Source organism: Phenylobacterium sp. RIFCSPHIGHO2_01_FULL_69_31 (genome assembly GCF_001824475.1).
Classification (GTDB): domain Bacteria; phylum Pseudomonadota; class Alphaproteobacteria; order Caulobacterales; family Caulobacteraceae; genus Phenylobacterium.
Map to the genome: position 1 here is coordinate 120182 of NZ_MHXN01000046.1, position 13044 is coordinate 133225.

General features: G+C 65.9%; 12 protein-coding genes. 7 read left to right on the forward strand and 5 right to left on the reverse strand.

The window, feature by feature from the left end; translation table 11 throughout:
• Positions 1-20 precede the first annotated feature (20 nt).
• Entirely contained in the window at positions 21-509 is a 489-nt protein-coding gene (locus A2790_RS23805; RefSeq protein WP_293397442.1) for an Lrp/AsnC family transcriptional regulator, read from the forward strand.
• Between the two features lie 5 nt (positions 510-514).
• Here the strand turns inward: A2790_RS23805 and A2790_RS23810 are convergent, their stop codons facing one another.
• Positions 515-1882 carry a deoxyribodipyrimidine photo-lyase gene (locus A2790_RS23810; protein ID WP_293397445.1) on the reverse strand — a complete coding sequence of 456 codons (1368 nt, stop codon included), beginning with the start codon at positions 1880-1882 and terminating at the stop codon, positions 515-517.
• Between the two features lie 34 nt (positions 1883-1916).
• Here A2790_RS23810 and A2790_RS23815 point away from each other — a divergent pair, with 34 nt between their 5' ends.
• The 5 genes from A2790_RS23815 to A2790_RS23835 all read left to right on the forward strand — a co-directional run bounded on the left by A2790_RS23815 (position 1917) and on the right by A2790_RS23835 (position 8741).
• The gene (locus A2790_RS23815; RefSeq protein ID WP_293397448.1) at positions 1917-2615 is read left to right on the forward strand and encodes an SDR family NAD(P)-dependent oxidoreductase; all 699 of its coding nucleotides are present in this window, start codon (positions 1917-1919) and stop codon (positions 2613-2615) included.
• A gap of 492 nt (positions 2616-3107) precedes the next feature.
• A complete protein-coding gene (locus A2790_RS23820; RefSeq protein ID WP_293397451.1) occupies positions 3108-4400 on the forward strand; it encodes a hypothetical protein in 1293 nt (430 codons plus the stop codon).
• A gap of 28 nt (positions 4401-4428) precedes the next feature.
• Positions 4429-5847: a hypothetical protein gene (locus A2790_RS23825; protein WP_293397538.1), complete on the forward strand. Its 1419-nt coding sequence runs from the start codon at positions 4429-4431 to the stop codon at positions 5845-5847.
• Between the two features lie 79 nt (positions 5848-5926).
• Complete coding sequence (locus A2790_RS23830) at positions 5927-7285, forward strand: radical SAM protein (protein WP_293397541.1); 1359 nt, start codon at positions 5927-5929, stop codon at positions 7283-7285.
• Positions 7269-8741 (forward strand): Nramp family divalent metal transporter, encoded by a 1473-nt coding sequence (locus A2790_RS23835; RefSeq protein WP_293397544.1) that lies wholly within the window; start codon positions 7269-7271, stop codon positions 8739-8741. Before A2790_RS23830 ends, A2790_RS23835 begins: the two co-directional genes overlap by 17 nt.
• A 58-nt stretch (positions 8742-8799) precedes the next feature.
• Here A2790_RS23835 and A2790_RS23840 read toward each other — a convergent pair whose 3' ends face one another.
• Together A2790_RS23840 and A2790_RS23845 are read right to left on the reverse strand one after the other, a co-directional pair.
• Positions 8800-9522, reverse strand: coding sequence for an alanyl-tRNA editing protein (locus A2790_RS23840; protein ID WP_293397547.1), 723 nt, complete (start codon positions 9520-9522; stop codon positions 8800-8802).
• Positions 9523-9588: 66 nt separating this feature from the next.
• A complete protein-coding gene (locus tag A2790_RS23845; RefSeq protein ID WP_293397550.1) occupies positions 9589-10470 on the reverse strand; it encodes a hypothetical protein in 882 nt (293 codons plus the stop codon).
• 388 nt (positions 10471-10858) lie between these two features.
• On the opposite strand from A2790_RS23845, the gene A2790_RS23850 reads away from it, so the two are divergent.
• The gene (locus A2790_RS23850) at positions 10859-11212 is read left to right on the forward strand and encodes a hypothetical protein (RefSeq protein WP_293397553.1); all 354 of its coding nucleotides are present in this window, start codon (positions 10859-10861) and stop codon (positions 11210-11212) included.
• A gap of 417 nt (positions 11213-11629) precedes the next feature.
• On the opposite strand, the gene A2790_RS23855 is transcribed toward A2790_RS23850, so the two are convergent.
• Both A2790_RS23855 and A2790_RS23860 read right to left on the reverse strand, forming a co-directional pair.
• A complete protein-coding gene (locus A2790_RS23855; RefSeq protein ID WP_293397556.1) occupies positions 11630-12505 on the reverse strand; it encodes a hypothetical protein in 876 nt (291 codons plus the stop codon).
• Between the two features lie 74 nt (positions 12506-12579).
• A complete protein-coding gene (locus A2790_RS23860) occupies positions 12580-13044 on the reverse strand; it encodes a hypothetical protein (RefSeq protein ID WP_293397559.1) in 465 nt (154 codons plus the stop codon).

Here is a 13044-nt window from a genome sequence, read left to right on the forward strand (position 1 = left end):
CTGCGAGCGGAGCGCACATATTGACCGATCTCGACGATTTCGACCGCCGACTCCTGGCGCTCCTGCGGATCGACGGGCGCCGGTCCAACGCCGACCTCGCCGCCGAGATCGGCCTCTCGCCCTCCGCCTGCCTGCGCCGCCTGCGCGCCCTGGAGCAGAGCGGCGTCATCCGCGGCTACACCGCCATCGTCGCCGACCCGCAGGACGAGGGCGTCGTCGCCCTGGTGCGCATCACGCTCGAGAAGCAGACCGAGGACTACCTTCGCCGCTTCGAGGCCGCGGTGCGCGAGCATCCCGAGATCGACGAATGCTACCTGATGACCGGGGACGTGGACTACATCCTGCGCGCCCGGGCGCCGACCACGGCGGCCTACGAGCAGATCCACAACGGCGTGCTCTCGCGCCTGCCCGGCGTCGCCCGCATCCACTCCAGCATCGCGATCCGCGACGTCCTGCGCCAGCCGGACCGGCGCGCCGCCCCTCGAGGTCCGCGGCCGGCGCCGCGCTGATGGCGTCAGCCGCGCTCCGCGGCCTCCAGCCAGCTCACCTGCCGAAGGTAGGCGTCGGCGTCGAACTTCTTGAAGGTGTTGGCGCCCATGGAGCGCACCGTGCCGAACACCGGCTGGGGACCCCAGGGCCGGTCGTGCAGGCCGAACAGCCAGCCGACATTGGTGAAGGAGTTGGGGTCCCGGCCGTCCAGGAACCAGCGGTTGTTCAGCGCCAGGACGGTCTCGAACGCCTCCTCCGGGCTCGCCGACCAATGCAGGATCTTCTTTCCCCAGTACATGCGCAGGTGGTTGTGCATATAGCCGGTCGCCAGCATCTCCCGCATGGCGCCGTTCCAGTAGGGATCGTGCGTTTCGGCCGCCTCGAACTGCGCGCGGGTATAGAGATGCGGGCGCGGGTCGCCGGCGTGCGCCGCCAGCGTCTTGCGCGCCCACTCCGGCAGGATCTCGTAGGTGTCGTACCCGGGTTCGTAGAAGGCGTGGTTCATGGCCAGCTCGCGCCGGACGACGAGCTCTTCGAGATAGCTCGCGCGGCTGTCGGACGCCGGGGTGCGCCGGACGGCCAGGGCGATTTCCACCGGCGAAATCTGGCCGAAGTGCAGATAGGGGCTCATGTGCGAGGCGACGCCCGCTTCCGGCTTCCCGCGCTCGTCCGCGTATCGGGGAAGCTCGCGGGTGAGAAAGGCGTCCAGCCGCGCCCGCGCCGCGCCCTCGCCCGGCGCGAAACGCTTCACCGGCCCGACGGCGGCGTCGATCCGCAGGCCCGCCAGCACCGCCCCCACGTCGTCCAGGTTCACATCGCCCGCGACGTTCAGGTGGTCCGCGCGCCGCCGGACCTCGCGGGGTTTCAGCTTGTCCAGGTGGTCGTCCCAGGCACGATGGATGCGCGGTCGGATCGTCCGAGCCGCGTACTCGTGCTTGTCGGACGCCCGCTCCACGGGGACCACAACATCCCCCTCCACCTGGACCAGCCGGCGACCGAGGCCCTCAGCCAGCTTGGCGCGCCAGGTGCGCTGGATCTTCAGATAGCCCCGGTCGCAGACCACCAGGGCGGCGTCGGCGGAGAGCTGCCGCGCCAGGTCGTGCGGCGGCGTCTTGCGGATCACGAAGGCGATGCCCCGCGCCGCCAGCCGGTCCCGCACCTCGGCCAGGCCCCGAAGCATGAAGTCGTAATGTCGCGCGTTCGCCTCCGGAAAGGCGGTGAGGCCGAAGCAGACCAGCACGGGCAGGTCGCGCTCGTTGGCCTGCTCCACGGCGAATTCCAGCGCGGGGTTGAATTCCGCGCGCTGCGATTGCTGCATCCAGTAAAGGACGTAGCGCCCGTCCGTGCGCGCCGGGGCGTCGACAAGGATCTTGAGACGAGCCGATGAGATCAAGGGTGATGTCCTGTCCGGGCCGATGGGAGAGCACATGACAGCTTTCGCGCCGCCGTTCGAGGCGGTGGTGGTCGGCTCGACCGGCGGGATCGGGGCGGCCCTGGCCGAGCGTCTCGCGCAGGATCCCCGCGTTAGCCGGGTGCATGGCTTCTCGCGACGAACGGAAGTCCCGCTCGACCTCGCCGACGAGGCGACCATCGCCGCCGCCGCGGCGACCGTGGCGGAGCCGCGACTGGTCATCGTCGCCACCGGACTGCTGCACGAGCCCGGCCTCTCGCCGGAGAAGCGCCTCGCCGACCTCGACGCCGCGGCTCTGCTGCGCACCTTCCAGGTCAACACGATCGGCCCCGCCCTGGTGCTCAAGCACTTCGCGCCGAAGATCCCCCGGACGGGCAAGTCTGTCCTGGCGGTGCTGACGGCGCGGGTCGGCTCGATCGCCGACAATCGGCTCGGGGGCTGGTACGGCTATCGCGCCGCGAAGGCGGCGGCCAACCAGATCGTCCGGACGGCGGCCGTGGAACTGGCCGCCCGCCGCGCGGAGGCCATCTGCGTGGCGCTGCATCCGGGCACCGTGGACACAGCGCTCTCGGCGCCCTTCCAGAGGGCCGTTTCCGCCGACAGGCTCTTCACGCCCCGGTTCGCCGCCGAGCGGCTCCTCGCCGTGATCGACGGACTTGGCCCCGCCGACACCGGCGGGTTCTTCGCCTGGGACGGCCAAGCCATTCCGTTCTGAGCGCCTTCCGACAAAAGATGCCTTCGGGAGACGTCACCGCCTCTGGAATGGGTTGGTGCGGGCGGTCGGGGTCGAACCGACACTCCTTTCGGAACCGGATTTTGAGCGAGACACGTCTAGGTAAGATACTGATCTACAACAAATATTTCGGCACCGCAAGCGCGTGTGCAAGGCTTTGTGGAAGTCAGCGGGGCGCAGTGCTACCTGACCTTGGCGCACGGGGCGCGAGGAGGAATGGCCTCTAAGCACGGGCGGCGCTCTGGCGGTTGGCATCTCCGATGGCGCTGCTCCGTCTTTGAGGCTGGAGTGCGCACCGGCGAACAGAATTACGCTAACCCGTTGACCATAAGGCCAAGCTTACTTTAACCAATTGCAATCTCGGTCAACGCGCGCTCCGCGTGTGAAATCGGGAAGCCGATATTGGCGGCGAACGCCCGCGCTAACAGCACTCTAGGTCCCCTCGACCCGGGTGGAAAAAGCAGCGAGGCCAAGATGCCAGTGACCGACCGCCATGAGGCGCCGATGGTTTGCGAGAAGCCCTGCCTGGGCGCGGCCTGCTTGAAACGCGAGCTCATGTCGAGCACCTGTCGAGGACTCTCGCCCAAAACGTTGGCCGCCATCCTGGCCGCGTTCGATGAGGCGGCCTGCGGCCTGCGAAATGTCGACCTGTCGGACCTGCCAGGCATCTTGCGCAGCGTTCTGTTGAACGCCCGCGCCCGCGACTCCAAGACGGGCCTCTCGGACCTTGAGTATCACGTCGCGCGCATCGTCACGCGCAAGCTGTTCACCCAATACAACTTCGTCGAGGAGGCCGATCGCTTCCTGGCCGCCGCGGAAGCGGCGGTGGACCGGCTGACCTTGAACGAGAAATTCCTGGACGCTTTCGATCCTCGGCGCGCGGACCGGAAGGGCGAAAACGCCAGCCTCATCGGCTTCGTGGTCCAGCAAGTCTATTTCGGCGCGCGCGACATTCTGGACCGCGACCTCGGCCTGAAGCGGCCGCGCAAGGGCCAGCAGGGCAAGCAGGAAAATCGTGACAAGGGACCGCCCAACGGTGCGTCCCCGGGAACGGCTAGCCAGGCTCGCGCTGGCCCCGTCGAGGCCCCGCGCGGGCCCGACCCGCGCAATTCCCATATCCTCAGCGCCAGCCTCGACGAGATTCTGGACCCGCAGCTTCACACCGACCAGGCCGGAACCCCCGACGTCCGCGGCCGCGAAATCGATGGCAATCTGGAGCTGATCCCGCAGGAGGATGGCGGCCGGGTCGCTGCGCGTGATGGCGACGACGTTCCGGACCAGCCGGTGTCGCTCGATGAAGACTGTGCGGGCCGGCGTCGGCAAGCCCGATCCCGACAAGGCCGGGTCCTACGCCGACTGCTCCACCTCACACCAGCCAGCGTAGACGACACCAAGGTCCAAGCTCTGGCCGTCGTCGGTAAACTCGTATCCCTCGACCCGCTGTTCTTCCCAGAGGGCGAGGATGGCGTCTGCGACCGTCTAGTAGTCAAAGCGGCCGCTGGCCAGAAGAACGTCTCCCAATGGGCGACGCGATACGTAACGCCTGTGATCGTGCAGGCCGCCATCACCGATCCCGCCTTCAAGGCGGACCTTCTTCGTCTCTGCGAGGAACTCGAAGAGCTCGAAGCCAGCTACAAGCGCCGCGATGACGCAAAGCCCAAACGGGCCAAAACCGGTCTCCGGCGCGACCCCACCAAGGCGTGGACCACCCTCGTCTTTCATCTTTTCGAGACGACGTCGATCCGCAAAGCGCTCGAAGGCGCGTGACGGCACCGTCGGAACCGGAGAAAAAGCAATGCCGAAGTTTAAAAAACACATCACGCCCCTCACAGGCGGCGAATATTCACTCCTCGAACTATTCATTGCCATGGATGTTTTGAACAGCGGGGACGACGACATCGAGGGCGCTGCCAGAACACTCATCAACACTGATCATGGGCGTCGGGCCGGCAACGCCGTCGCACGTGTGGAGCTGCGGATGGACCGCCTCCGTCATACGACGGCTTCCGGGCGCGCGCAGCGCAAGCGCGACCTCTTGACCGCCGAGGGCAGCGCAACGCCCGACACCGCGATGGCGGCGCCGGCGACTAAGGCGGTTAAGGAACCTTCGTGGACCAGCAAAAACCGCAAGGCGATGCTGCGGCCTTTCCCGACGGTCCAGCAGGTCATGCAGGAACGCGTCTGGATCTCGCCCATCGACAACTGGGCAGAACGAGACGGTGCCCGAGAGGGCCTTCACCGACCGACCTTCAGGGGTTTTCATTGGCGGGCCTTTGGACCTGAAGCCAAGGAACTCGCGCCCGAAACGCCGCTGAACGAGGCTTTCCTCATCGTTACGTCGGGCGAGGTCGACCTTTGGTCTGAAGGGCACAGCCCGACCCGTGTGTCGGCGAAAGACAGTGTGGCCATCGCCTGGATTGGCAACGCTAGCCGCCAGCCCTGGTTGCCGCAAACCTATCTCAAGGTGGCGGACGGCGGCGAAGCCCACGGCATGCTGTTCGCGATCGGCGAAGAAGGCGTTCCCCATTTGCCAGTCTCCAGGTCTCCTGCAGATGGTATCCGCTTCGCAACCGCGCGCAGTTGTGAGAAAGAAACCCATGATAAGATGAACTATAACCACGGCTGGAGACCAGCCCATTTCAATGTTTCAACCTCTCCGGGGTTGGATCGTTGGGCTAATCAACTCTTGCCGTTGTCGACGAACGAGCTCGACAACTATCCTCACCACAGCGCCATCCACTACGGCAATATGAAACTGATGGAGCTTGCGGGGTGGCGAAAGCTCCGCGAGGGCAAGACCCCACGCCGGCCGCGCACGCTGTTTCGCATCATCCAGTTTCCGCCGCTCCGGGGCGACTATCGGATCGGCATGGCCACGCACAACGGTGTTGAGGCGATCATTGCGCTCAACGGCGCGATCGACACCTACATGTGTCCCATGGAGCGGCTGGAGTCCCAGGAGCCGCGTGGCGTCCAGTTGGCCGAACTGAAGCGCGACAAGGTCGACTACGAGCACGTGCATCTCAGCGCGGCTGGGAACGGGCGGCCTTCGGTGCTCATGCTGCGTCCGAGCCACCTGCACCACGCCGTCGTGGCCTGTCATGAGGAGGCGTTCGCCCTCCTTGTGGGCGCCGCGAACCTGGAATGGAAAGAGGGCTGGCTAGACCTGATCCAGCAGGACGAACTCAGTGAAGGAGCGCTGAACCGTGCCTAACACCTGTTCTCGCCGACGCGAGGACAGGAGCCATAGCCTCATTCCACGCGTCCGCGCGGGGCTCGGCGGCAGCCACACCGTGGTGACGTCGATCCCTCTCGATGCGCTGCGTCCAGCGATGGACGCCGCCGCCTTCGCCCAACAATTGACCCCCGTGGAGGACCTTCACCTCTATTTTCACATCGCCTTCTGCGAGCACATCTGCGGCTTCTGCCACTACGCCAAAACACACGCCGGCATCTCTGATGAGGGCGACGAGACCAAATCCTACATGCACGCGCTCACGGCCGAGATCGCCTCTCGGCGTGCGCTCATGGAGGCGTCGCAGGTCCGCAGCCTCTATGTGGGCGGCGGCACGCCAACGGTGCTACCCCCACAGGCGCTCGCGCAGTTCCTTTCGACTGTGTCCGGCCTTCGCCGCTCTGCCTCCGCGCCATTCTGCGTGGAGGCCAGCCCCCTAACGCTGGCGGCGCCGGATGGGCGAGAGAAGCTGCAGATCCTCAAGGCGCTTGGCGTCACGCGCGTCAGCCTTGGGGTGCAATCCTTCTCGCGCGCGTTACTCGAACGCCACCGCGGACATGGGCCGGAGCTCCTGCACGACGTCTTTGCGAAGCTCGATGACGCCGGCCTGGAGGTGAACATCGACCTGATGCAGGACCTCCCGGGGCAGACGGCCGACGACCTGCGAACCGATCTGTCCTGGATCGCCGACCTTCGGCCCTCCCAGGTGACTTGGTACATTCTTCGCTTCGACCGAGGGTCGTCGTGGGACAAGCTGCGCCGAGTGCGCGGCCTGCCGGGCGTTGCTACCGGCAGCCAAAGCATAGCGCGACGGCTCCAACTGTTCGATGCGATGGACCGACTGGGCTACGCCGCACATGGCGGCGGCAGGTTCCTGCGCGAGGCCTGTCACAGCGACCGGTTCAAGGCCGTTCGCAATGGTTTGGACAGCACACTGCTGGGGTTCGGGGTCTCGGCCTACTCACACGGATGGGGCCACGCTTTTCGCAACATCCACGAGACCAGCGCCCGCTCTGCGGCAAGGGCCTACGTGGCGCGCATCGAACGGGGCGACGACCCGATCGAGACCCGGCATGTGCTGACTGACGCCGATCGTATCGCTGCACACCGGCTCGTCGCCATCCGCACGCGCCTGCCGCAGGCGTGCGTGGCGGGCGTCGACCCCGAAAGTCATCGGATCAGGACTCTCCTGGCCGTGCTCGCGGACGGCGGCATCGTCACGCTGGACGATGGCGATTGGCGGCTCACGCGCTACGGCCGAGCCCTCGAAGAAGAGGTCGCCTCCCTCTTCTACGCCCCGGACATTCGCAAGGCGCTGGCCGACGCCGGAGACTATTGGCCCGCGAACCAGCCTGGTCCGTGGCGCGAACTGCTTGCCCTCTCAGACCGTGAGGTGCGCGATGCACAAGTCGCTTGAACGTGGACTTGAAGCCGAACTCCGTCGCGATGCGCGCCCCGAACGCCTCCCCGAGCCGCCGCCTTTCCGGAGACTCGTGGGTCCGGGCGTAATTCTTATCGCCACCGCGGTTGGGTCAGGAGAAATCCTCTTCTGGCCAGGGATTGTCGCCAATTATGGCTTTCAGTTCGTCTGGCTGATCCTGACAGCCCTGACGTGCCAATACGTCCTCAATACCGAGTTCGTCCGCTATACGCTGGCCACCGGCGAGCCCGTGGTTGCGGGCTATGTACGACTATGGCGCGGCTTCCGCTGGGTCTTCCTCGCGGCCACCATCCTCCCATGGGTATGGCCGGGATGGGCGACGGGCGGCGCCCAAGCTCTGCAATGGCTGTTTGGGGGTGAGGTTCGCTGGATTGCGGCGGCCTCCCTTGTGATCATTGGGCTCCTGCTCAGCAGCACCCGCCTCGTCTATCGCGCCTTGGAGACTGCCCAGGCCTGGATGATTGGCTATGTGTTGGTGGTCCTCGCCCTGGTCACGGCTTTGGTGGTCCGGCCTGACACGCTGGCAGTGGCGGCCGGCGGGCTTGCGCGGTCGCCTCTGCCGTTCCCTCCCGACCTGGCCCTTCCCACCTTGCTGGCGGCCCTAGTGTTCTGCGGCGCCGGCGGGACGATCAACCTCGCCACGTCAAACTGGGCGCGCGACAAGGGCTTTGGTCTTGCCGCGCACGCCTCCAAGATCGTGAACCCCCTGACCGGCGCAACACAGGCCACCGGAACGGCCCTGTTTCGCCTGACCGCCGAGCCAGGCCAGGCTGCTCTATGGCGCCGTTGGTGGGCGCTGGCGCGTCGCGAACAGCAGGTGACGTTCCTCCTGGGCGGGGCCTTCGGCCTCACCGCCCCGATGCTCATCGCCTACGCCATGGTGGGTGAGAAGGGGCTGGGCGTGGGACTCGACGCGGTCCGGGCACAGGCCCAGCAGCTCGGCGCACAATTCGGCGCCTGGTTGCAGGTGGGCTTCGTCATCGCGGTGGCGGCGATCTTCCTGACGAGCGCGCTCGGGGTGCTGGACCACGCTGCGCGTCTCGCCGCGAGCCTGCTCGCACAGCCGAAAGAACGGCTTGAGCCCGAGCCTGGCCGGTGGCGCACCGAGAGCGGTCTCTATTTCCTCGTGCTCTGGGGCCTGATCGCGGTCGGCCTGGTGATCCTGCTGGGCTTCAACGTCGCCGACCCGCCGGCCCTATTGACCATCGCCGGCGCCTTGTCGGGGATCGTCATGTTCGTCTACGCGGCGCTGACGTTGGTCCTGAATATCCGCATGCGCAGGGCGATGGACCGGATTGAGCCCGCGCTGGGGGGGGACAATCCCTTCCGGATGTCCTGGCCTCGGACCCTATTCCTGACAGTCGGCGTCGCCCTCTACGGGGCGCTGTCCATCGCGGTTATCCAGGACGCACTGGCTAAGGCAGCGGCTTAGACGACAAAAAAGGGAGGCGGCCTTTCGGCCGCCTCCCTCGTCCTCTTCAAAATTTCACCTACATCAGCGTCGCCGTCACCCGCGTGATTCCGATGCCCTTACGCTTGCGCTTCAGCGTCATGGTCCCGAGTTCGCCAGCGTTGCGGCAGTGGGTGCCCCCACACTCGATGGGCGCCATATCGGGGTAGATCCACTCGAAGATCTCCGCGTGCACGCCGTTGCGGCGCATCTCGATGGATCCGCCCTCCCGGATCTTGGCGTTCGCCCAGCCCTCTGCCGCCTCGACGGCCTCGGGCGTTAGGTCCGCGCCGAAGTCCATGCGCGAGCCTTCCGGGTGAATGTGGCAGCCGCGTGAGGGCAGCTCGCCGACCTCGCCGCCCCAGAGCGTCTGCAGGCCGGCGTACATGAAGTGGCAGGCGGTGTGGTTGCGCATGTTCGCGTAGCGACGCGCCCAGTCGATTTGCATGCTGACCGTCTCGCCCGCCCGGAAGGGCGTGGGCGCCGCGAGGCGATGGACGATGAAGGCGCCGACCGAGATCGGCGGCTTCTCGAGAAGGCGGCCGCCGCGATACTGAGCGTCTTCGACCGCCAGGCCGTTGATGAACCCGTGGTCGGGCTCTTGGCCGCCGGACTCCGCGTAGAACAGGGTCTGGTCGAGAACGACAAAGGGGCCGTGCGCCCAGAGCACTTCCGCCTCGGCGACGCGTAGGTAGGGGTCGTCATGGAAGAGGCGCTTGGTCGCCGGCAGCGCCGGGCAGGAAAGCTCGTCAAAGGCATCCATGGTCAGTCTCCGGTTGAGGGTGACGAAAAAGAGGGCGGGACGGCCTTGGGCCGTCCCGCCCGGGCTTCAGGCCCAGCAGAGGGCGGTGTCGCCGCAGCGGCCCACGAAGAAATTGCCGATCAGGCGGTCGGCGATCTGGCCATCGCCGATCAGCACGCCGTGGGCGTAGCTGCCGTCGATCACCGCCACGTCGCCGGTGGCGACGGGGAGGACGATATGCGGCCGGTGCAGGATTTCCTGCTCGTCGTAGGGATAGCCGCTGCGCTCGACGCCGCGATCGCGGCGTTCCTCGTCCGTGGGCTGCCAGCCGCTGACGACCAGCTGACCCGAGCCCGGCCGCGAGCTGAAGTAAACGTTCACGGCCACGACCTGTTCGACCTTGGAGATTTCCCAGTCGGGGTAGCCCTTGGTCTGGGCGAGGTCGTCATGAGGGCTCAGCAGCCAGCGCTGGTTGGACCGGTCCGCACTCCAGTTGATGAGGCGCGCCATCGGGGCCGTCTCACCGTCATAGACCAGCGGGCGGAAGGTCATGCCGCGGTCGCGGAACCCGCGACCGAGGTCGCGCATCAAACCAAAGAACGCGCCGTCGCGGCCGCCCAGGATCTTTTGGAGCGGCCCGGCGGCCTCCGACGCCTGGCGCATGTAGTCTTCGGGCGACTTGCCGTACTGCGTGGCGCCGATTTCGTCGCCGGGCACGCCGTCGACGCGCGAGATGCGGGCGTCCGAGAGTGCAAACGCCGCGCGCACTTCATTGCAGTAGTCGGGCTCGAACGACCGCGGCGCCAGGCTGGCGCGGGTGCGGCCATCCCAGACGTCGAAGAAGGCGGTCGTTGGCTGGTTCGACTGGGTGAGGCGGAGGTCCTCGGACCGGCCGTCCAGCAGATACGGGTCGTACCCGCGGGGGTCACAGATGTTGCCTACAAAGGCTTCGTGGACCTGAAAGGTCATGCAAGAGTCCTCTTGAAAGGCGCGCGCCTACAGGCCTCGAAAAGAGTTCGGCGCGACGCATCATGCGGAGGAGCCGGGGTGTCCTGGGGCGCCGCACAGTTTGCGGCCGACCCCCATCCGGGGCTGCATCAAGGCTTTTAGCGCAAAGCCTCGCCCGCGATATTTAGGTTCGTGTGGGACCGGCTAGGGGGGTGACGCCAGGGCTCAAGACGTACTCGAACCGGCCGCATCGACAGGCAGGGTCGCGAGCTCGGAGATCGCGTGAAGCTCGCTCAGGTACTCGGGCTTGTGCTGCGCCAGCACCGGACGATCTGGGCGTTGCCGAGCAGCCGGGTGGGGGTCGTCGAGACCAGGCTTCTTGGCGATTAGTCGCTGCGGATCCGCCTCCTTGCGAAACATCTGCACCAGCTGCTCACCCGTCGCGCGCTGGCGCGGCCCGGTTCGTCCGAACCGGGACCTGGTCAAGGCCTCCGCGGCGCGCCCGCCGCTCGAGGAGACGACGAACGTTCTCGATGATCTTGCCTTGATCTTGCCCTGGGCGTACGCCTCGGCCAGCGCATGCTGGACGCCCGCGTCGACGCTTCTGACGATGGTCGTCGCCAGGCTGAGCCGGGATCAGACGATTCTCCGCGTCTGTGATCAGCCGCTCCTCGCCCTTCTCAAGCAGTCCCACGATCATGTTCACCCAGGACGGGGTGACACCAATCTTCTGAGCGACTTCCTCATCGTTGTAGCGACCTAGGAAGGGCCCTTGTTTAGCTGACCCCGACGCAACCGAAAGCTTCGCGCGAGATTCAAAGCATGCAGCTGCTCACACGCCCCCGCCGGCAAGCTTTACCTTTACCTCGAAGTACCCGCAAAAATCGGTGTACTCACCGCGCGCAGCGGTCTCGGGGCTGGCTCGGTTGCCCCGCGTCGTCACGGTCCGTGACCGGTGATGTTCCGCGCTTGTGCGACCAGCGCCCGTTCGCGTCCAAGCGGCACCAATGGAAGTCTGCTGGGCCGACAGGATCAATCACCAAGGCCGCATAGTGACAGTCCTTAGGTGGTGTCCCACTCGCTACTGCAACGCGTCTCAAACCGTCGCGTACGCTAGCGTCGCCGACAGCCTCTCACCGTCCATGCGCGGGAGGCGAGACGTTGGCTGCGAGGGCGTTGCTCAGCAGCTGGCAGCCGGGTCGTCGCGTGCAATCGCGCAGATCATCCGCGTGCCCTTCTCCGCGCCGTAAGTCGCAATTAGCCTTTCTCGAAGCAGGCTCCATTTGTCCATCGTGTCTGCCGTGGCGACGCGGACAGCGTTCGCGAAGTTGTCGCCATGATTGCCGCGGGGCGTGGTGCCTGGCCCAACCGTGGCGCCAATCGGGCCGGTGTCCTTGTTCAGCGCAGAATGCTTCACTCGTGACCCGCAGCTCACGCCGAAGCACCCGCTGATGACATCCGCCGGAAAAGGCGTCGTACCCCGGAGACTGATGGCTGGGGCCGGTACTGTCTTACCGAGCCCGGCCGGCGCCGTATCAGCGGTGCTATCGGTCCAGTTTGAATGTGAGTAGAAGTCTTGGGAGGCGTGCATAACGATCCCGAGCGATTGGAGGACGTTGCATTTTGCGCGCCCGCTCAGGTCTCCAGTCCACACGCAACCAGGCGACACGGTGACCTGATCGGGCCGGATTTCGCCTTGAGCATTGAGTAGCCCAGCTGCGCGACTGACAGCTCGGTCCATATGGGTCTGCATCCAGTCTCGGCAGGCGACGAGCTGAGCGGGATCGTCGCCATCGTCGCAGTGGGCACGAGTCTTGAAGATGACGGTGCTGGAGTCAGGGTAACCGATGGCCCCAAAGGTGCCAGTCTTGCCCGCGAGTTGATCGAGTGTCTGGGCTTCGAGGCAGGAATAGTTGGACGGCGTCGCTGCGCAGACTAGCGCGCGACGCGTGATCTTTTCGTGCTCGGCGCTTTGTGGACCAGGATTGATAGTTCCGAACGCAAGGGCTGAGCCAGCGCTCAAGAATGCGATCGCACCAACCATGAAGTTCCGCATGCCGATCCTCCCGTGAATCTCATCGAAGGAAAAATAGAGGTCGTCACAGCCAACGCGCGGGTGACAATGCATCACTACTTCTTGGCGACGACCCAGTTGCTCCAGTTTCCGTCTGCGCAGCGGACATGCACGTTGGTCTTGTCGAACGCCGCCATGTGTTGGAGCTCAGCTGTAATTTGCGTGCCGGATGTGTTGAGCATCGTCCGTGCCGGCTTGATCTGGGACTGCGTTCCAGCTGCATCCACTCCATAGCTCTCGACGTCGCCGGCCACCGCCGGGTACTTGAAGCCGCCGCCCCCCATGGATGAGGCGATGCGAACGCGATTTCGGTCGTTACCCATTTGGGGTCCGATGTACTCAGCGCTGGCTACACATTGCGTCACGGCAGCTACATCGAGCTTGCCCGATGGCGCCACCGGTGCGGTCGAGGGAGCGGACTTCGCTTCAGTTGTGGCCGCCGCAGGCGGGGGCTGAGACTGGTTACATCCGGCCGTGACCAGGGCCACTCCGGCGAGCATCAGCTGGGTTGCACGATCCAT

Excerpts from the sequence above, each read along its gene's own strand:
- A2790_RS23815 (WP_293397448.1), top strand. The coding sequence starts at position 1,917 with ATGACAGCTTTCGCGCCGCCGTTCGAGGCGGTGGTGGTCGGCTCGACC.
- A2790_RS23860 (WP_293397559.1), bottom strand. The coding sequence starts at position 13,044 with ATGGATCGTGCAACCCAGCTGATGCTCGCCGGAGTGGCCCTGGTCACG.
- A2790_RS23835 (WP_293397544.1), top strand. The coding sequence starts at position 7,269 with ATGCACAAGTCGCTTGAACGTGGACTTGAAGCCGAACTCCGTCGCGAT.
- A2790_RS23845 (WP_293397550.1), bottom strand. The coding sequence starts at position 10,470 with ATGACCTTTCAGGTCCACGAAGCCTTTGTAGGCAACATCTGTGACCCC.
- A2790_RS23840 (WP_293397547.1), bottom strand. The coding sequence starts at position 9,522 with ATGGATGCCTTTGACGAGCTTTCCTGCCCGGCGCTGCCGGCGACCAAG.
- A2790_RS23855 (WP_293397556.1), bottom strand. The coding sequence starts at position 12,505 with ATGCGGAACTTCATGGTTGGTGCGATCGCATTCTTGAGCGCTGGCTCA.
- A2790_RS23820 (WP_293397451.1), top strand. The coding sequence starts at position 3,108 with ATGCCAGTGACCGACCGCCATGAGGCGCCGATGGTTTGCGAGAAGCCC.
- A2790_RS23825 (WP_293397538.1), top strand. The coding sequence starts at position 4,429 with ATGCCGAAGTTTAAAAAACACATCACGCCCCTCACAGGCGGCGAATAT.